Origin of the sequence: Agrobacterium sp. SOY23, from assembly GCF_027212525.1 — a bacterium.
Lineage (GTDB): Bacteria > Pseudomonadota > Alphaproteobacteria > Rhizobiales > Rhizobiaceae > Agrobacterium > Agrobacterium tumefaciens_I.
The window spans coordinates 129,850-149,042 of record NZ_JAPWDT010000006.1 but is presented as its reverse complement, the minus strand read 5'-3'; the positions used below and the strand labels follow the sequence as shown (position 1 = coordinate 149,042).

15 protein-coding genes are annotated in these 19,193 nt (G+C 60.3%); 10 read left to right on the top strand and 5 right to left on the bottom strand.

Translation table 11 applies throughout. The features are described from left to right. Nucleotides 1-38: 38 nt before the first annotated feature. From O3S81_RS18095 to O3S81_RS18080, 4 genes are all read right to left on the bottom strand, one after another. Complete coding sequence (locus tag O3S81_RS18095) at nt 39-1,061, bottom strand: LacI family DNA-binding transcriptional regulator (protein ID WP_269345384.1); 1,023 nt, start codon at nt 1,059-1,061, stop codon at nt 39-41. Nucleotides 1,062-1,283: 222 nt separating this feature from the next. Next, entirely contained in the window at nt 1,284-1,934 is a 651-nt protein-coding gene (locus tag O3S81_RS18090) for a pyridoxamine 5'-phosphate oxidase family protein (RefSeq protein ID WP_269345779.1), read from the bottom strand. A gap of 259 nt (nt 1,935-2,193) precedes the next feature. Continuing rightward, on the bottom strand, nt 2,194-3,777 hold the full coding sequence (locus O3S81_RS18085) for a DHA2 family efflux MFS transporter permease subunit (RefSeq protein ID WP_269345383.1): 1,584 nt from the start codon (nt 3,775-3,777) through the stop codon (nt 2,194-2,196). A 34-nt stretch (nt 3,778-3,811) separates the two neighbouring features. After that, nucleotides 3,812-5,026: an HlyD family secretion protein gene (locus tag O3S81_RS18080; protein ID WP_269345382.1), complete on the bottom strand. Its 1,215-nt coding sequence runs from the start codon at nt 5,024-5,026 to the stop codon at nt 3,812-3,814. Nucleotides 5,027-5,186: 160 nt separating this feature from the next. Here O3S81_RS18080 and O3S81_RS18075 point away from each other — a divergent pair, with 160 nt between their 5' ends. The 6 genes from O3S81_RS18075 to O3S81_RS18050 all read left to right on the top strand — a co-directional run bounded on the left by O3S81_RS18075 (nt 5,187) and on the right by O3S81_RS18050 (nt 14,328). Beyond that, complete coding sequence (locus O3S81_RS18075; RefSeq protein ID WP_269345381.1) at nt 5,187-5,873, top strand: TetR/AcrR family transcriptional regulator; 687 nt, start codon at nt 5,187-5,189, stop codon at nt 5,871-5,873. A 163-nt stretch (nt 5,874-6,036) separates the two neighbouring features. Next, complete coding sequence (locus O3S81_RS18070; RefSeq protein ID WP_269345380.1) at nt 6,037-6,795, top strand: TerC family protein; 759 nt, start codon at nt 6,037-6,039, stop codon at nt 6,793-6,795. A gap of 160 nt (nt 6,796-6,955) precedes the next feature. Beyond that, entirely contained in the window at nt 6,956-8,728 is a 1,773-nt protein-coding gene (locus tag O3S81_RS18065; RefSeq protein WP_269345379.1) for an SLC13 family permease, read from the top strand. Nucleotides 8,729-8,939: 211 nt separating this feature from the next. Beyond that, on the top strand, nt 8,940-10,397 hold the full coding sequence (gltX, locus tag O3S81_RS18060; protein WP_269345377.1) for a glutamate--tRNA ligase: 1,458 nt from the start codon (nt 8,940-8,942) through the stop codon (nt 10,395-10,397). A gap of 246 nt (nt 10,398-10,643) precedes the next feature. Then, nucleotides 10,644-12,143 carry a lysine--tRNA ligase gene (gene lysS, locus O3S81_RS18055; protein WP_269345376.1) on the top strand — a complete coding sequence of 500 codons (1,500 nt, stop codon included), beginning with the start codon at nt 10,644-10,646 and terminating at the stop codon, nt 12,141-12,143. Between the two features lie 445 nt (nt 12,144-12,588). Next, nucleotides 12,589-14,328, top strand: a complete 1,740-nt coding sequence (locus O3S81_RS18050) for a patatin-like phospholipase family protein (RefSeq protein ID WP_269345375.1) — start codon at nt 12,589-12,591, stop codon at nt 14,326-14,328. 55 nt (nt 14,329-14,383) lie between these two features. On the opposite strand, the gene O3S81_RS18045 is transcribed toward O3S81_RS18050, so the two are convergent. Beyond that, the gene (locus O3S81_RS18045; protein WP_269345373.1) at nt 14,384-15,313 is read right to left on the bottom strand and encodes a hypothetical protein; all 930 of its coding nucleotides are present in this window, start codon (nt 15,311-15,313) and stop codon (nt 14,384-14,386) included. Between the two features lie 285 nt (nt 15,314-15,598). On the opposite strand from O3S81_RS18045, the gene O3S81_RS18040 reads away from it, so the two are divergent. The 4 genes from O3S81_RS18040 to O3S81_RS18025 are packed head-to-tail and all read left to right on the top strand — an operon-like array spanning nt 15,599 to nt 19,086. Next, nucleotides 15,599-16,489 carry a metal ABC transporter substrate-binding protein gene (locus tag O3S81_RS18040; RefSeq protein WP_269345371.1) on the top strand — a complete coding sequence of 297 codons (891 nt, stop codon included), beginning with the start codon at nt 15,599-15,601 and terminating at the stop codon, nt 16,487-16,489. Beyond that, a complete protein-coding gene (locus O3S81_RS18035; protein ID WP_269345369.1) occupies nt 16,486-17,394 on the top strand; it encodes a manganese/iron ABC transporter ATP-binding protein in 909 nt (302 codons plus the stop codon). The genes O3S81_RS18040 and O3S81_RS18035 overlap by 4 nt, the downstream gene beginning before the upstream one ends. After that, nucleotides 17,375-18,235 carry a metal ABC transporter permease gene (locus O3S81_RS18030; protein WP_269345368.1) on the top strand — a complete coding sequence of 287 codons (861 nt, stop codon included), beginning with the start codon at nt 17,375-17,377 and terminating at the stop codon, nt 18,233-18,235. The genes O3S81_RS18035 and O3S81_RS18030 overlap by 20 nt, the downstream gene beginning before the upstream one ends. Further along, nucleotides 18,232-19,086 carry a metal ABC transporter permease gene (locus O3S81_RS18025; protein ID WP_269345367.1) on the top strand — a complete coding sequence of 285 codons (855 nt, stop codon included), beginning with the start codon at nt 18,232-18,234 and terminating at the stop codon, nt 19,084-19,086. Before O3S81_RS18030 ends, O3S81_RS18025 begins: the two co-directional genes overlap by 4 nt. Nucleotides 19,087-19,193 lie beyond the last annotated feature (107 nt).

The following is a 19,193-nucleotide window of genomic DNA, read 5'->3' as shown; positions in this document are numbered from 1 at the left end:
ATTCCGGCGCTCCATGCGCCAAATTTCAAGCGTTTTGCTCAGGGAAGATTGTCCCTGAGGAATATGTCGATACGGATACGTTCCTGCGCGGCGATGACGGGCAGGCCATCGGCGCGCGCCTTCAATACGCGGATGGCGCTGCGCACCTCGTGGCCGGCATCCTGGTTGAGCACGGCGTCGAGCACCCCTTCCCGCAGCGCATTGGCGGTGTTTTCCGTCAGCTCATGGGCGATGACCGAAAGCGGCCTGTCGTCACCCCGCGCTCTCAGCGCGCGGATGAGACCGCGATTGCCTGCGCCGAGACTGTAAACTCCTGACAGCGCGGCATTGCCGAGCGCCCCGCCCACCAGCGCCTCTACGGTCGCCGGGTCATCCTTACCCTCCAGCACCGGCAGCAGCCGCAACTGCGGAAATTCGCTTTCGATGACGGAGCGGAAACCCTCCAGACGCTCGCGATGGTCGCGCACCAGCATGGAGCCGGCAACGACCGCGACATCGCCGCCGCGTCCGGAAAGGAAACGCCCCATCAGGCTCGCCGCCGTGCGCCCGGCCGCGGCGTTGTCGACACCGGCATAATGATCACGCCGCGAACCGGAAAGATCGGAAACCAGTGTCACTGTGGCAATGCCGTCTTCCGCCAGCCGGTCGGCGGCTTCGGCCACATCTTCAGAATCGGTGGCGACAAAGGCCACTCCCGACGGCTTTTCCCGCCGCGCAACCTCCAGGGCCTCGGTCAGCGCCGCCGCATTGAAGGGCGGCACCTCGATGACGCGGATCGCCGTGCGCTCCAGATGCGCGCGGGCGGCAGCGGCCCGCACCTCGGCCCTCAGCGTCGCCATGAAGGAATTGTCATTGCCCGGCAGGATGAAGACCAGCGAATAATTGCGGCCCTTGGCAAGATTGGCCGCCGCGATATCGCGCACATAACCAAGCTCGGCAATCGCCGCTTCCACGCGGGCGCGGGTGGCGGCATGCACACCGGGGCGCATGTTCAGCACCCGGTCGATGGTGGCGAGGCTGACGCCAGCGCGTTCGGCAATATCGTGAACTGTCGGCTTCATGGCTCCTCCCTCACCTCTTGAATATCCAGCTTTGAGGTCGTCGTAAACCGAAAAATGATGTACGTACCTCATATTTCATCAATCGTCCGCCGGGCGCACTGCCATATCGTCGTTGAAGAGGCCGCCACCCCGGCTGGAGGGAAATTTCGGAGCTAAAAACGGCAGGCGAACCGACAATGCAGGCCCTGCCTTGCCGCCATTCGGCTGGACACGGCGTAGCGCTTAATAGAGCGTCCGCCGGTAATCCTGCTCCAGCTGATCGTCCATCCTTTGCATTTCGTCCTTGCTGGCCGGGGCGCCGGTCGTCTCATCCAGAATGATCTTGATGAGCGAAGGCATCTCCGCGCGGCGCTGAAAATGCGCCGGATCCCACAGGTGGGAGCGCCTGAACGCCTTGGCGCAATGCATAAAAACCTCGGTCACCCTTATGACGATGGCAAGCCTGGGCGTCCGCTCCGCGATGCTCATGCGCTTCAGCAGCTCCGGATCCCGGGTCAGAGTGGCGCGGCCATTAACGCGCAGCGTGTCATCGAAGCCGGGCACGATGAACAACAGCCCGACATTGGGATTGGCGATGATATTTCTGAGCGTATCGAGGCGATTATTGCCGGGCCGATCGGGGATCGCCAGGGTACGTTCATCAAACACCTGCACGAACCCGCAAGGATCGCCGCGAGGGCTGACATCCGCCTTCCCTTCCAGATTCTGTGTGCCGATGCACAGGAAGGGAGAGCGCCTTATGAATTCCCGCGCGTGCTCGCCAAGCGTCTCCTGACACTTCAATACCGCCAGGGAATGCGTGGGTTCGAACAGGCCACGAAGCGACTGTTCATCCGCAATGGTAAAATCTGGATTGAGTTGCAAGCCCGTCATGATCCCTCCCTGAACTGCCGCAAGCCGCAGGGTAAAGCCGCTGCCGACCACCCATCCGGCCGCTTCCATCTCCCGCTGGAAGCATTTTTGAGGTACGTACCTCAAGAAACATATACATCGGTTGTCCCACACGATCAACCGGGGGATTCCGGAATTCATTCCGCGCCTGTCACATGCGCGAGCGGTACTGCCCCGACAAAAAAGGGGCCGTCATTTTCGACGGCCCCAGCTCTGCGGTGGATGGGAGGGGATTCTTTTGTCAGTGCGCGGCGTCGGGCGGCGGCGCAGCTTTTGGTTTCTGGATCAGCACGGTCATGAAGATCAGGCTGGAGAACAAAATCGTCAGCGCGAAGAACACATCCGCGAAGGCCAAAATCCATGCCTGCTGCGAGACCATGCCGACCATTTTCTTGACCGCGACGGAAGCGCCGTCCAGCCCGTAGGAATCGTAGTTGGCACCCACACTGTTCAGCCATTCCAGCGCCTTCGGGTTGGAATAGCTGATATGTTCGGCGAGCCGCACATAATGGTCGTCCGTGCGCTGCGACAGCATGGTGTTGATGATGGCAAGCCCGACCGCGCCGCCGAGGTTACGCGTGAGGTTGAACAGGCCGGACGCATTGCGGATACGGGCCGGCGGCAGGGTGCCGAGCGCAATGTTGTTGATCGGCACCATGCACATCATCAGGCCGAAACCGCGGAGAATCTGCGGGATCAGCAGCTCGTAGAAATCCCAGTCGGTCGTCACATGCGTCATGATCCATGTGCCGCAGCCGAAGCTGATGAAGCCGATCGCCATCATCGCCCGCGGATCGAGCTTGGTGGAGACCTTGCCGGCAATCGGCGCGGTGAAGAACATCGCAAGACCGGAGACGAACATCGTCTCGCCGATCATCAGCGCATCGTAACCCCTCACCCGGCCAAGATAGAGCGGGTAAAGATAGGTCAGCCCGTAAAGCCCTATGCCCATGACGAAGGAGAAGAGCGAGCCGATGGAGAAGTTGCGGTCGGCAAAGGCGCGAATATCCACCACGGGGAACTCCACCTTGAAGGCACGCCAGAAGAACACCACCGCGCCGATGACCATGGCGACGGAACCCAGGACGATATGCTCGTCGTTGAACCAGTCCTTGTTATTGCCCTCCTCCAGCACATATTCCAGCGAGCCGAGGAAGACGGCCATGGAGATCAGCCCCCACCAGTCGAATTTCTTCCAGAGCGACTTTTCCGGCTTGTCGAAATCGATCAGGCTCCAGGTAAGGATGGTGACGATGATGCCGGGAATGATGTTGACGAGGAACAGCCAGTGCCAGGAAAAGGCATTGGAGAGATAACCGCCAACCGTCGGGCCGATGGTCGGCGCAAGCGTGGCGACAAGACCGATGATCGGCGAGACGACCGAGCGCTTCGAGGGCGGGAAGATCGTAAAGGCAGCCGCAAAGACCGAAGGGATCATGCCGCCGCCGATAAAGCCCTGGATCGCGCGATAGACGATCATCTGGTCGATATTGGTGGCAGTGGCGCAGAGCGCGCTCGATATGGTGAAGCCCGCAGCACAGGTGGCGAAGAGCACGCGCGTGGAGAGAATGCGCGCCAGCGTGCCCGAAAGCGGGATCATGATGACTTCGGCGATCAGATAAGAGGTCTGCACCCAGGCGATCTCATCCGAGCCGGCACCGAGGCCGGCCTGGATTTCCGCAAGCGAGGCGGAGACGATCTGAATGTCGAGAATGGACATGAACATGCCGAAGACCATCGCGAAGAACGCGATGAGCCTGCGCCTGTCCATCGGGGGATCGGCGGGGATGGACGCCCCGCCCGTACCGACAACCGTAGCCGCCATGATCTTGCCCTCAACGGTGCGTCAAAGACGCGCCTTACTTGGCTTCCGGATTGGCTTGCGCCGTTCTGGTGGTTTCCGGCGCCGTGCGGGTATCGACATCGACAACGACGCTCAGGCCTGCGCGCAGATTGTGCTTTGCAAGGTCTTCCCTGGAGAAGACGATACGAACAGGCACACGCTGGATGACCTTGGTGAAGTTGCCCGTGGCATTTTCCGGCGGCAGCATGGAGAAGACCGAGCCGGAACCGGGCGAGATCGACTGCACCGTACCTTCGATCGTCGCATCGTCAAATGCGTCGACATGCACGCGCACCTTCGAACCGGGCACGACGCGGGCAAGCTGCGTTTCCTTGAAATTGGCGTCGATATAAAGCTCGTTCATCGGCACCAGCGAAGCCAGACGCTTGCCGACCGAAACCAGATCGCCCGTCTGCACCGCCAGATTGCCGATGACGCCATCATAGGGCGCCTTCAGAACCGTGAAGGCAAGATCGCGGGCCGCCTTGTCGCGGGAAAGCTGCAGCGAGCGGACGGTGCTTTCGGCCTCCTCGCGCTGGGCACGCAGAAGTTCGACATTGGCCTTGGCCGAGGAGATGGAAGCATCGCCTGCGACAACATTCGCCCTCGCCTGGTCCAGCGCGACCTGCGCATTGTCGGAAGCGGCAACCGTGCCGACGTCCTTCGCCTGCAACTCGCTTGCGCGCTTCTGGGTGATTTCGGCACCGCGAAGCGCAGCATCCAGCGCGCCCTTCTGGGCAACGGCCTGTTCCAGCGCGGCTTCACCGCCGACGATCTGCGCATCGATGCGCTTCAGCGACAGTTCTTCCGTGCGGATCTGCGCCTCGGCCTGCTCGAGCGCGATGCGATAATCGCCATCGTCAAGCGTTACCATCGGGTCGCCCGCCTTGACTTCCTGGTTCTCGACAACGTTGACCTTAGCGACGTAACCGGAGACCTTCGGCGCGATGACGGCTATATCACCTTCTATATAGGCGTCATCCGTCGACACCATGAAGCGGCCATCGATCCACCAGTTATAACCATACCAGCCAGCACCGGCCAGAAGGGCAAGGGCGAAGATCGGCAGAAGAGGCGAACGCTTCTTGGCCTTCGGTGCTGCAACGGTTTGGGGCGGCTGCTGGGGCGGAGCCTCAACCGGCTTTGCGGGAGAGGTCTCGGCCTTGGCGGAAACATCCACCTCTTCCGCATCGTTGGCGGCGCGAACCGCGCTATTCTTCTGGGCCGACATGAGAGATTACCGTGATAGATTGAAGAAAATTTTTTGAACTGAACCGTTCGGTTCGATTGACATAATCTCTTTCCTGACACATATCAAGTGTTATCGAACCGATTGGTTCGACGTTCGGTTAATTTTTTTTACGTCATTCCGATGCTAAGGAGCATCAGTGATGGCAGGTGAAGACAGGGATATGGAGACGGAAACGGAAACGGGCTGTCCGGGCAATACCGCCGGGCGTTTTGCGGCGGGTGAAGACCCCGCCAAACGCGATCAGATTCTGGCGGGCGCCTGGCGTGTGTTCAAACGCAAGGGCTTCGACGCGGCCAGCATGAACGACATCACGCGGGAAGCCGGCGTTTCCAAGGGCACGATCTATGTCTATTTCTCCAACAAGGAGGATCTGTTCGTCGCCCTCGTCGACCATCACCGCAACGAATTCGCCACCTCCATGCGCCATATTCTCGAGGGCACCGAGGAGGTGCGCGAAGGGCTGGAACAATTCGGCAAAGCCTTTGCCAACAAGATGATCTGCTCCGACATGATTCCGGCCATGCGCTCGGTGATCGGCGTCATCGACCGCATGCCGAAACTGGCGCAGCGTTTTTTCCTCTCCGCGCCGAACAATGTGCGCACCGTGCTCCTGGATTTCATCGAACATCAGGTCGAGATCGGCCACCTGAAGGTGGATGACCCTGAGCTGGCCGCCCGGCAATATATAGAGCTTTCCACCGGCACCTTCTTCAAGCTCCGGCTGTTCGGCGAGCTGGAAGGCCCGGTTCCCGACGAGGAACTGGACCGGGTGATCGGCAGCGCCATCAACGTATTCATGGCCGCTTACGGAACCGACAAGGCCTGAGATCATTCAGCAACGGTGTGAACGCCAATACGCGGCCTGCGCGAAATTTCGATGAAATCTTGCGCTCCGGAGCCATCATCTCCTTGTTTCTCGCGTATTGCGCTATAAATTCCACCCACCGAATGTTTCGGCTGGCCTTGTTGCTGAAAGGAAAACCTACCTGATGGAGTCCGTTCTCCCTCTTCTATCTGATCCCGCCGCATGGGTGGCGCTCGTCACCCTGATCGTCATGGAAGTCGTGCTCGGCATCGACAACCTGATCTTCATCTCGATCCTCACCAACAAGCTGCCGCCCGAACAGCGTGAAAAAGCCCGCAAGATCGGTATAGGCCTTGCGCTCATCATGCGCCTTGGCCTGCTCGGCACCGTCGCATGGATCGTGCAGCTCACCACGCCGGTCTTCGAACTCTTCGGCCACGCCTTCTCGTGGAAGGACATGATCCTGATCGCCGGCGGTCTCTTCCTGATGTGGAAGGCCACCAAGGAAATCCACCACAATGTCGACCCGGAAGACCACAAGGAAGACATGGTGGGCGGCCCTGTGGGCATGAATTTCGGCGCCGCCATCGGCCAGATCCTGCTGCTCGACCTCGTCTTCTCGGTGGACAGCATCATCACCGCCGTCGGCATGACGCCGCATCTGCCGATCATGATCGTCGCGGTCATCGTCGCCGTCACCGTCATGCTGCTGGCTGCAACGCCGCTCGCCAACTTCATCGAGCGCAACCCCACCATCGTCATGCTGGCGCTCGCCTTCCTGATGATGATCGGCACGACGCTGATCGCCGAAGGCATGGGCTTCCATGTTCCGAAGGGTTACGTCTATGCCGCCATGGCGTTTTCGGCACTGGTGGAACTGCTCAACATGCTGGCCCGCAACGCGCGCCGCCGCAAGAAAGCGGAAGCGGGCGAGACACATTGACCGCACGTCCTTCCGTCATGCCGGATCGAGCCCGGCATGACGGAGAATGCTTGCATCCTCAGTTCCAGCCAAGGAACCGCATGACCTCGCCTTGCGTTCTTCGATATCATCACCGATAGAGCCCTCTATCGGTGCCTCACCCTCGAAAGCATGAGCAAGCATGACGACCGAACAGATCCTCGCCTTTACTGTGATCGCCGGCATGATGGTCGCGTTCATCTGGGACAGGTTCCGTTACGACGTCATTGCCTGCAGTGCATTGCTGGTGGCGGTGGCGGTGGGTGTCGTGCCATTCGACCGGGCTTTTTCCGGTTTTTCCGACGATATCGTCATCATCGTCGGCAGTGCGCTGATCGTCAGTTCGGCGGTGGCCCGCTCGGGCATCGTCGATATGACGATCAAGAAATATTTCCCGGAAATGCATTCCAAGAGCCTGCAACTGGCCTTTCTGATGATCGTCGTCGCCATCATGTCGGCCTTCATCAAGAATATCGGCGCGCTCGCCATCATGATGCCGGTCGCCTTCCAGTTCGCCCGCAAATCCGGCAGCCCGGTTTCCTATTATCTGATGCCCATGGCCTTTGCCGCACTTCTGGGCGGACTGATGACGCAGATCGGCACCTCGCCCAATATCGTCGTTTCCCGCCTGCGTGAGGAGATGACCGGGCAGAGCTTCACCATGTTCGATTTCACGCCCGTCGGTGCGGGGCTGACGGTGATCGGCATCATTTTCCTGACCTTCGGTTACCGCCTGCTGCCGGTGCGCAACCGCCAGCAGGCCTCGGTGGAGGATATTCTCGACCAGTCCGCCTATACCGCCGAAGCGACGCTGCCCGCCGACAGCACCTATGCGGAAAAGCCGCTACGCGAATTGCTGAAACAGGCCGATGGCGGTGTGATCGCCAGCACGATCCTGCGCGGGCCGCGGCGCATTTCGCCCTTCCCCGACGTAACGCTGAAGGCGGGCGACACCATTCTTCTCGAAGGCGGGCCGGAAGGGCTCGACCGCATCGTCTCGCAGGCGAAGCTTTTGCTGTCCGGCAAGCCGCTGACGGAGAACGGCCAGAAAACCGCCGACCTCATTTCCATGGAAGCGGTGATCAGCAATGAATCGGTGCTGAGCGGCATTTCAGCGCGCGAACTGTCACTTTCCTATACGCGCGGTGTCAATCTCATCGCGGTGAGCCGCCGCGGCCAGCGCGTCAGCCAGCGGCTTTCCGAACTGACCCTGCAGGCAGGTGACGTCATTCTTTTGCAGGGCAGCCGCAAGAACCTGCCGCAGGTGCTGCAGGAATTTTCGCTCTTGCCGCTGGCGCAGCGGGAAATCCTGCTCGGCGTGCAGCGCCGCGCGCTTCTGCCCGTCATCGTTCTGGCCGCCGCCATGATTGCCGCCGGCAGCGGGCTGGTGCCGGTCTCCGTCGCCTTTTTCGCCGCCGCCTTCCTGATGATCATCGTCGGCGCCATTCCGCTCACCGAAGTCTACAAGTCGATCGACGGGCCGATCCTCGTCATGCTCGCCGCCCTCATTCCGGTCAGTGACTCGCTGCGGACAAGCGGCGCCAGCGAATTGATCGCCGCCTGGCTCGGCCATGCGGCGCAGGGCCTGCCGCCTTTTGCGGCGCTCGGCATGATCCTTTTGACCGCCATGGCGGTGACACCCTTTCTCAACAATGCCGCCACCGTGCTGGTCATGGGCCCCATCGCCGCCGGTTTCGCCACGACACTGGGTTTTCGGCCGGAGGCCTTTTTGATGGCCGTGGCGATCGGCGCAGGCTGCGATTTCCTCACCCCCATCGGCCACCAGTGCAACACGCTGGTCATGGGCCCCGGCGGCTACCGCTTCAGCGACTATCCGCGCCTCGGCCTGCCGCTGTCGATCATGATCGTCATCGCCAGCATTCCCATGCTGCTTTACGTCTGGCCGGTGAACTGAGGCCGGGCGGCAGGACGGCCAACCCCTCCGGACTCCATATTTCCTTGACGCCTGCGGCAGAATATGGCCTAAGCCGAAGCCGAACGGGAATATGAAAAAGGCACTTTCTTTTCGCCTTTCGACATGATGTCCTGCCGCATCCAAACGAAAACTCCGTGATATCAGGGTGAACCGCCCCGATGTCACTTCCACGTCACGACGAGTGAATTTCATGACCACTTCCGGCGTTCGCGTCCGCATTGCACCTTCCCCCACCGGCGAGCCGCATGTCGGCACGGCTTATATCGCGCTGTTCAACTATCTCTTCGCCAAGAAACATGGCGGCGAGTTCATCCTGCGCATCGAGGATACCGACGCCACCCGCTCGACCCTTGAATATGAGCAGAAAGTGCTGGAAGCGCTGCGCTGGACCGGTCTCACCTGGTCGGAAGGCCCCGATGTCGGCGGCCCTTACGGCCCCTATCGCCAGTCCGAGCGCAAGGCCATGTATTGGCCCTATGCCGAAGAGCTTCTGGAAAAAGGCCATGCCTTCCGCTGTTTTTGCACGCCCGAGCGGCTGGAAGAAATGCGCGAAGCCCAGCGCGCTAGCGGCAAGCCGCCGAAATATGACGGCCATTGCCTCAACCTGAAGGCCGAGGAAGTCACCGCCCGCGTTGCCGCCGGCGAGGCCAATGTCGTGCGCATGAAAATCCCGACCGAAGGTTCGTGCGATTTCCACGACGGCGTTTATGGCGACGTCTCGATCCCGTGGGATTCGGTCGACATGCAGGTGCTGATCAAGGCCGACGGCATGCCGACCTATCACATGGCAAACGTCATCGACGACCATCTGATGAAGATAACCCATGTGGCGCGCGGCGAAGAATGGCTGGCGTCGGTGCCGAAGCACATTCTGCTTTACCGTTATTTCGACTGGGATCAGCCGGTGTTCATGCATCTTTCGCTGATGCGCAATGCCGACAAATCGAAGCTTTCCAAGCGCAAGAACCCGACCTCGATCTCCTATTATTCCGCGCTCGGTTACCTGCCGGAAGCGCTGATGAACTTCCTTGGCCTGTTCTTCATCCAGATCGCCGAAGGTGAAGAGCTTTTGACCATGGACGAGCTGGCCGCGAAGTTCGACCCGGAAGCGCTTTCCAAGGCCGGCGCGATCTTCGACATCCAGAAGCTGGACTGGCTGAACGGCCGCTGGCTGCGCGAAAAGCTTTCACCGGAAGAGTTCATTGCCCGCACGCTGGAATGGGCGATGGAAAATTCCCGCCTGACCGAAGGCCTGAAGCTTTCGCAGAGCCGCATTTCCAAGCTCGGTGAATTGCCGAACCTTGCCGGCTTCCTGCTCGCAAGCGATGCCGGCCTGACGCCGGCTTCCTTTGCCGGGCTGAAAAGCAAACCGGAGGAAATCCATGAGATCCTCACCACAGTTGCAGCCGATCTGGAAAAGATGCCGGACTGGAACGTGGAGGCCATCGAGGCCGAGCTGCGCGATGTTGCCGAACGCACGGGCAAGAAGCTGCGCGTCGTCACGCCGCCGCTTTTTGTTGCCATGTCCGGTTCCTCGCGCTCGCTGCCGCTGTTTGACTCGATGGCGCTGCTCGGCCGCTCGGTCGTGCGCCAGCGTTTGAAGGCTGCGATTGCCGTTGTGGCCACGATGGTTGGCAGTGGAAGCTGATAAATTGATGCTGGCGATAACGGCAGCATCCTGAAAATGTACCCCTCTGTTCGGGTACCCCCTCTGCCCTGCCGGGCATCTCCCCCTCAAGGGGGGAGATCGACAAACGGCTGACACTTTGCCCATGGAACGGGCGGGCGCGGCATCTGATCTCCCCCTTGAGGGGGAGATGTCCGGCAGGACAGAGGGGGGTAGCCCCGAGCGCAAAGGGTAACCGCAACGAACAAGCCCGCTAAGGCAAAAATCATGACCGAAACCAAGACCGAAACCACCGCCCTCTCCTCCGACGCCACCGAAGTGCGCCGCCAGAAGCTTGCGCTGCTGCGCGAGCAGATCGGCGATGTCTATCCGGCGCATTTCCACCGCACGCTGACCAATGCCGAGCTTGCGGAAAAATATGCCGATATCGAAGCCGACGTCGAGACCGGCGATACGGTGACGGTGGCGGGTCGTGTTTATTCCTCGCGCAATTCCGGCATGTTCATGGATATCCATGACGCCTCGGGCAAGGTGCAGATTTTCTCCCACAAGGATACAACGCCGGAAGCGGCCCGTAACCTGCTGCCGATGATCGATATCGGCGACATCATCGGCGTCACCGGCAAGGTGCGCCGCACCAAGCGTGGCGAGCTGACGATCAACGCCGAAGAAATCACCATGCTGACGAAGTCGCTGCTGCCCATGCCCGAAAAGTGGCATGGCGTCTCCGACATCGAGCTGCGTTACCGCAAGCGTCACCTCGACATCCTCGCCAACGAGGAATCCAAGCTGCGCTTCCTGCAGCGCTCGAAGATCCTCTCCGGCATCCGTCGTTTCATGGAGGCCGAAGGCTTCCTCGAAGTGGAAACGCCGATGCTGCAGACCGTTTATGGCGGTGCAACCGCCGATCCGTTCAAGACCTTCCACAACACGCTGAAGATGGACATGTACCTGCGCATCGCGCCGGAACTGTTCCTGAAGCGCACGCTGGTTTCCGGCCTTTCCGACAAGGTCTTCGAAATCAACCGCAACTTCCGCAATGAAGGCGTTTCCACAAGGCACAATCCTGAATTCACCATGATGGAGTGCTACTGGGCCTATGCCGACTACGAAGACATCATGGGTCTCGTGGAGCGGCTGTTCGAGACGCTGGCGATCTCGCTGCACGGCACCACCGAAGTCGAATTCCAGGGCCAGACGATCTCCTTCAAGGGTCCGTTCAAGCGCGTGCCGATGCCGGATGCGGTGAAGGAAGCGACCGGTATCGACTTCCTCGCCATCAAGACGGATGAAGAAGCCCGCGCTGCCGCCAAGGCTGCCGGTTTTGCCGTCGAGAAAGACTGGACCTGGGGCGAATGCCTTGCCTTCATCTTCGAAGAGAAGGTGGAAGGCACGCTGATCCAGCCGAGCCATGTCACGCATTTCCCGAAGGACATCTCGCCCTTCGCCAAGGAAGTGCCGGGCGAACCGCGCCTCGTCGAGCGTTTCGAAAGCTATTGCAACGCCTGGGAAGTGGGCAACGCCTTCTCCGAACTCAATGATCCGGAAGAACAGCGCCGCCGCATGGTGGAACAGCTGGAACAGGCGCATGCCCGCGGCGAAAAGGACAAGCAACTGGACGACGAGTTCCTCGACGCCATCGACCAGGGCATGCCGCCCGCCGGTGGCCTCGGCATCGGTGTCGACCGCCTGATCATGCTGCTCACCAACGCCCCGTCGATCCGCGACGTCATCCTCTTCCCGGCCCGCCGCAACAAGGCGGACTGAACCAATAAACCACAGGCGGCCTCACGGCCGCCAGTCACACCGGCGTCATCCTTGGCCTCGTGCCGAGGATCTAATCCCGTCGAATAAAATCAATCGGTATCATCCTCTGGACAAGCCCGAGGATGATACCGAGAGACTATTGCCTCTCCATCACTCGCTTCAAAAGGCTGCAGGTCATCCGGAATTTAAACCGGACAGCAGTGGGACAGGCCCGACGATGACGTCGGCTCAGGTGACGAGACTTCGTCCCATCTTCCCGTCGATTTCCTGCCAGACACAAGACATGGCGAAGTAGTTATCCGACTTTCAGTGAACGGATCGAATAAGTTTATTTAACTTTCAGTAGAATATACTGGCGGCTTCACTTCAACTTGTGATACCCATTCTCCATCATTCGCATTGTGTTTGACGGCTTTCGATCAACGAGACCGTGGGGGAGATACGCATGCCCGAGAATGAGCTTCCCAGATACCTGCCCGATATGTTCGCCGCACCTGAAAAGGAATGCGACGTGGTGATGAAGGGCGGCATCACCTCCGGTGTCGTTTATCCCTATGCCGTCCTTGAACTGGCGCGCCGCTATCGCTTCCGCTCGATAGGCGGCACGTCGGCCGGGGCGATTGCCGCCGCTTTCGCGGCGGCGGCGGAATATTCGCGCACCGTCAGAGGTGATCCGGAAGGGTTCACCCGCCTGCAGGCCCATTGCGATACGATACCCCAAATCCTGGGCACGCTTTTCCAGCCGGATCGCCGTTTTCGCCCACTGATGCAATATCTGCTATGGGCACAGGCTGGCGGCTGGCCGGGCAAGGTGCTGGGCCTGCCCTTGGCTTTTCCGCTGGCCTCGATAGCGGGAATCGCAATCGGCGCCGGTGCATTGTGGGCGATGGGCGGAGGTTGCGCCGGGTCAATTCTCGGCGGGCTGGTGGGGCTGCTGATTGGAATTATCGCCCAGATCGCCTGGCTGGTTTTCCACCGGTTGCCACAGGAAGGATTCGGCTTCTGTTCGGGATTGACGGTTTCCGGCACGGGAGCGCCGGGCCTTACGGAGTGGCTTCATGCGTCGATCCAGGACATTGCTTTCGGCAGCGAAGCCGCGACGGCGCCGCCGCTCACCTTTGGTGATCTGGCAGGCGACGATCCGGAGAAGCCGCGCATAAACCTGAAGATGGTCACGACGAATCTGTCGATGCGGCGGCCCCACACGCTTCCTACCACAAACCTCGTGGTGGCTTATGAGCCGAAAGAATGGAGCCAGCTCTTCCCCGCTGCCGTGATGAACTGGCTGAAGCAGATCGCGACACCCGGAGGCCGCTTTCCCGAGCTCAGGGCTTTCCCGGAGCCCGCCCAGTTGCCGGTCATCGTCGCCACACGCATGAGCCTCAGCTTTCCGGTGCTGTTCAAGGCCATTCCGGCCTATACCAATGACCACGGCACGCTCGACATATTGCGGCGTATCGATAGCAAGGGGCCGCCCGTCATCAAGGCGAAAATCTGGTTCTCGGATGGCGGGATCAGCAGCAACTTCCCGATCCACCTTTTCGATGCCCTGCTGCCATCCCGTCCCACCTTCGCGCTCAGCCTCGACGAGCTGCCGAAATCCGTCGCCAGCAACAGCAGGCGCGTTACGATTCCGCAGGCGGCCGGTGAAGGAATAGGCGTGCCCGTTCACAAGATGGAGAAAATGAGCGGTTTCCTCGGAAGCATCCTCAGTTCGGCGAAGGACTGGCAGGACCAATCCCTCGCCACCATGCCGGGGCAGAGAGAGCGCATCGCCCGCGTCTTCCTCACCCCGGAGGAAGGCGGGCTGAACCTGACCATGCCGCCGGAGCGCTCGGCGAAACTGATGAGTTACGGCCTTGAGGTCGGGTCACTCTTTGCCACTGGCGCGCTGGATTTTGACGAGCATCGCTGGCGACGTGCGCTGGTTGCCTATGACAGGCTGGAAGACGCGGTGTTAGCGACGGAGCGCGTCTGGAACGACGGCAAATACGAAGAATGGCTGACCGATTACGTCGACAACATCAAAAGCTATCAATCCGTGACCAAGAGCGACCGGGAAAAACTGATCGCCCGGATCGCCGCCTTTGCCGCCCTGTCGCAGAATTTCTCCCCGGCAATTGTCGGTAAGCGCCGGAAATTTCCAAATCCAATCGGCCGCTTGCGAATCGGGCCCGAAACCTGACCAGTTCGGAGGATGAAACCCTGCAACGGCTTCGGGAGCAAACGGTCCGCGCTTCTTAGTGTCCCGGCGCCTTTTCCTTCGCACCCGGTTCTTCCGCCGGGGCATTTTCGCCTGCCGGCTTTTCCTCAGCCGCCTGCGCGGTGGTCGAGCCTTTTCCGAAGATCAGCGATTTCAGATAGGACAGGCTGAAGATGCTGCCGCCATCGGCCTCCGGCGTCGAGGTCAGGAGTTCATCGGCAGCGGGTTCGCCATGGGCCTGTGGAGATGGGGGCTCGCCATGGGCTCCGCCCTCGTCTTTCTCCGCCGGCGTGGAACTGTGGTCGCCGGCAGCCTCGCCCTTGCTTTCGCCATGAGCAGCCGCACCTTTGGCGGCCTTGCCGTCATGGCCTTCAGCACCGGCTTCCGAAGCAGGCGCCTCGCAATCGGCGGAATCGCTGAGGCTTGCCGCCATGGTTTCGGTGTCTTCGAGCGGCAGATCGATGCGCAGCCCGTAAAACTGGCCGCTGCCATTGGCCGCACCATCGTAATAAAAGGCGGAATAACGCCGGGCTTCGGCCCCCTCGGGAATCTTGGCGGGATCCGGAATGAAGACGACCTGTGCGGCAATCGCCCGGCCGCGCATTTCCGAGCGCAATTGCGGGCCGTTCTTGTCCAGCACGGAGACCTGAACCAGATCGGGTTTCTGCCTGTCGTAAACCGCTCTCGCGACGCGCAGCGCGGTCTTCAGCCGCTCCGTGCCGTTGCCACCTTCGGTGCGGATGAATTTGCGCACCCATAGGGCGCCGTTCTTGCGGATATTAACCGTCTGGACTGCGTCGCAGGAAAGCCCGTTGGTGGAGGCATAGGATGGGCCAAGCAGCCGCTCGCTGCCGATGAACACGGCAGCAGAGCCGGTCGCGCCCGCCAAAAGCAGGATCCCGCCTCCAATCATAACGAGCTTGCGCGAAAACCGCATTCGTCCGAATACAGCTTTCACCCGCAACATCCTGACATCAAGTACCCCGCCTATCGCCCTCACCCCAAAACGTGGCTCGAAGGATGAGGAACACACGTGGGACAAGCTCCGGACGTCGCTGTCCGAGCCTTGCGATAGTGCCGCTTTCTCATTGAAAAAAGTTTAATCCAACCGGCGCGGCGCCGGCAAAAACGCACCATTTTCAGACATTCGTGAAATTGCACTAATTTGCGAATGATTTGCAATAGCGTTGACAAGTGTGATTTTATAACGGATGGTATTGCGAATTAGTCGCAACAAAATCTGGTGAGCCCCGTGAACTTTCAAAAAATCCGGCATGCTGTTTTCGCCTTTTCGCTTCTTCTCCCCGGCGTGGCTCTCGCGCAGGAAAAACCGACGGTCGTAACCACCTTCACCATCATCGCCGATATGGCGCGCAACGTGGCGGGCGATGCGGCCAATGTGGAAAGCATCACCAAGCCCGGCGCCGAAATTCACAACTACCAGCCGACACCCCGCGATATTCTGAAGGCCCGCAAGGCCGATCTGGTGCTGCGCAATGGCCTCAATCTGGAATTGTGGTTCGAGAAGTTCCTGGCCAACCTTTCCGGCGTGCCGAGCGTGACGGTGAGCGAGGGTGTGGAACCCATGGCCATCAGCGGTGGCGCCTATCAGGGAAAACCCAATCCGCACGCCTGGATGTCGCCGGATAACGCATTGATCTATGTGGAAAATATCCGCAAGGGTCTTGCCGAAATCGACCCCTCCCATGCCGATGTCTACGCCGCCAATGCCAAGGCTTATTCGGACAAGATCAAGGCCACCGTGCAGCCGATCCGCGACACGCTTTCCGTTCTTCCCGAAGACAAGCGCTGGTTGGTGACGAGTGAAGGCGCCTTTTCTTATCTCGCCCGCGATTTCGGCTTGAAGGAACTGTTCCTGTGGCCGGTCAATGCCGACAGCCAGGGAACGCCCCAGCAGGTGCGCGGCGTGATCGACGCCATGCGCGAACACAATATCCAGGTCATCTTCAGCGAAAGCACGGTTTCGGCCGATCCCGCCCAGCAAGTGGCCAAGGAAACCGGCGCGGCCTATGGCGGCATCCTCTATGTGGATTCGCTGAGCGAAGCGGATGGCCCGGTTCCGACCTATCTGGACCTGTTGCGCGTGACGAGTGAAACCATCGCCAAGGGACTGTCTTCATGAGAATGGGCAGTAAAAAATCCGGCGGCGGCCTGACGGTTCAAAATGCGACAGTGACCTATCGAAACGGCCACACCGCATTAAGAAACGCCAGCTTTTCCATCCCCCGCGGAACGATCACTGCACTTGTCGGCGTCAATGGCGCCGGCAAGTCCACGATTTTCAAGGCGATCATGGGTTTTGTGCCGCTCGCCGCCGGTTCCGTCTCGATTTTCGATCTGCCGGTGAAGGAGGCGCTCCGGAAAAACCTCGTGGCTTATGTGCCTCAGGCCGAAGAAGTGGACTGGAGCTTTCCGGTGCTGGTGGAGGATGTGGTGATGATGGGCCGGTACGGCCACATGAATTTCCTGCGCATCCCTTCGAAACGCGATCACCAGATGGTGGAAGAAGCGCTGAAACGCGTCAACATGCTCGATTATCGCAAACGCCAGATCGGCGAGCTTTCCGGCGGGCAGAAGAAGCGGGTGTTTCTGGCCCGCGCGCTGGCGCAGGAGGGGCAGGTCATCCTGCTGGACGAGCCCTTCACCGGTGTCGACGTGACGACGGAAGAGCAGATCGTAGCACTTCTGAAGGCGCTGCGGGATGAGGGCCGGGTCATGCTGGTTTCCACCCATAATCTCGGCAGCGTGCCGGAATTCTGTGACCGCGCCGTCTTCGTCAAGGGCACGGTTCTGGCATCGGGCAAGACGGCGGATACCTTCAACGAGGAAAACCTGCAAAAGGCCTTTGGCGGCAGCCTACGCCACTTCGTGCTTGGCGGGGCCGACCTGCACAACGACGCCGATCCGCGCCGGGTAAAGGTCATCACCGATGATGAGCGACCCTTCGTGATCTACGGCAAGAATGGCCAGAACGGGCGCAACCCCGAGGCTCCGAAGGAAAAACTCGATGATAAACAGCCTTCTTGAGCCCTTTACCTATGGCTATATGCTGAACGCCATCTGGGTCAGCGCGCTGGTGGGGGGCGTCTGCGGGTTCCTCTCCGCCTATCTGATGCTGAAGGGCTGGTCGCTGATCGGCGATGCGCTTTCCCACGCCATCGTTCCCGGCGTGGCGGGCGCCTATATGCTGGGCCTGCCCTTTTCGCTCGGCGCCTTTCTCTCCGGCGGGCTTGCGGCCGGCTCCATGCTGTTCCTGAACCAGAAGACAAGGCTGAAGGAAGACGCGATCATCGGGCTGATCTTCACCTCGTTTTTCGGGCTTGGCCTGTTCATGGTTTCGCTCTCGCCGACCTCGATCAATATCCAGACCATCGTGCTCGGCAATATTCTGGCGATCACCGCCGAAGACACCATCCAGCTGGCGCTGATCGGCGGCATCAGCCTTCTCGTGCTGGCGCTGAAATGGCGTGACTTCATGGTGGTGTTCTTCGATGAAAACCACGCCCGCACCGTGGGGCTGAAACCGGAAGTGCTGAAGGTGATCTTCTTCACCCTGCTCGCCGCCTCCACGGTTGCGGCGCTACAGACGGTCGGGGCCTTCCTCGTCGTCGCCATGGTCGTGACGCCGGGCGCCACCGCCTATCTGCTCACCGACCGTTTCGAGCGGCTGATCCTGATGAGCCTCATCATCGGCGCGGCCACCAGCTTCGTCGGTGCCTATCTCAGCTATTTCCTTGATGGCGCGACCGGCGGCGTCATCGTCGTGCTGCAGACGGCGATCTTCCTTGCCGCCTTCGTCTTTGCACCCAAACACGGGCTTCTCGCTTCCAGAGCCAAGGCCCGCAAGGCGCTCGGAGAAACGCCATGAGCGAATATTTCGAACTGGCGCTCCTGCCGTTCCAGCTGCCTTTCATGCAATATGCCTTCGTCATCACGCTGATGATCGCGATGCCGATGGCGATGCTCTCCTGTCTTCTGGTGCTGAAGGGCTGGTCGCTGATGGGGGATGCCGTCTCCCATGCCGTGCTGCCCGGCGTGGTGGTGGCCTATATTGTCGGCATCCCGCTCTCCATCGGCGCCTTCATCGCCGGCATGATCTGCGCGCTCGGCACCGGTTTTATCAAGGAAAACAGCCGCATCAAGGAAGATACGGTGCTCGGCATCGTCTTTTCCGGCATGTTCGGGCTGGGGCTGGTGCTTTATGTGAAGGTGCAGAGCGATGTGCATCTCGACCACATCCTCTTCGGCGACATGCTGGGCATTGCGCCGTCAGACATGCTGGAGACCGGCCTGATCGCGCTTTTCGCGACGCTGTTCCTCGGCATCCTGCGCAAGGACCTCCTGGTCAACGCCTTCGATGCGCAGCATGCAAAAGCCATCGGCCTGCCGGTGCGTGTCCTGCATTACGGCCTGCTGATGGTTCTGTCGCTTACGGTCGTCGGCGCGCTGAAGGCGGTGGGCATCATCCTCTCGGTCGCCATGCTGGTGGCGCCGGGCGCGATCGCCTTCCTGCTGACACGGCGCTTCTCCGCCATGCTGCTGGTGGCCATTGCGGTGGCGATCGGCTCATCGCTGGCGGGTATATGGCTGAGCTTTCTGATCGATAGCGCCCCTGCCCCCACCATCGTGCTGTTCATGAGCCTTGCTTTCGTCGCAACCTTCATCCGCACCACCTGGAAAGCCCGCCAGATCGACGCTGCCGGTGAGACGGGCTTGTAAAAGAACGATTTTTGCGGGCGAGTGGAACATTTTCGCCTTTTGCGCGTCATTTTATCGAGCCTGTCGCGGCGCGGCGGGCTCGGGATAATTACGCAAAAGGGGAAGCG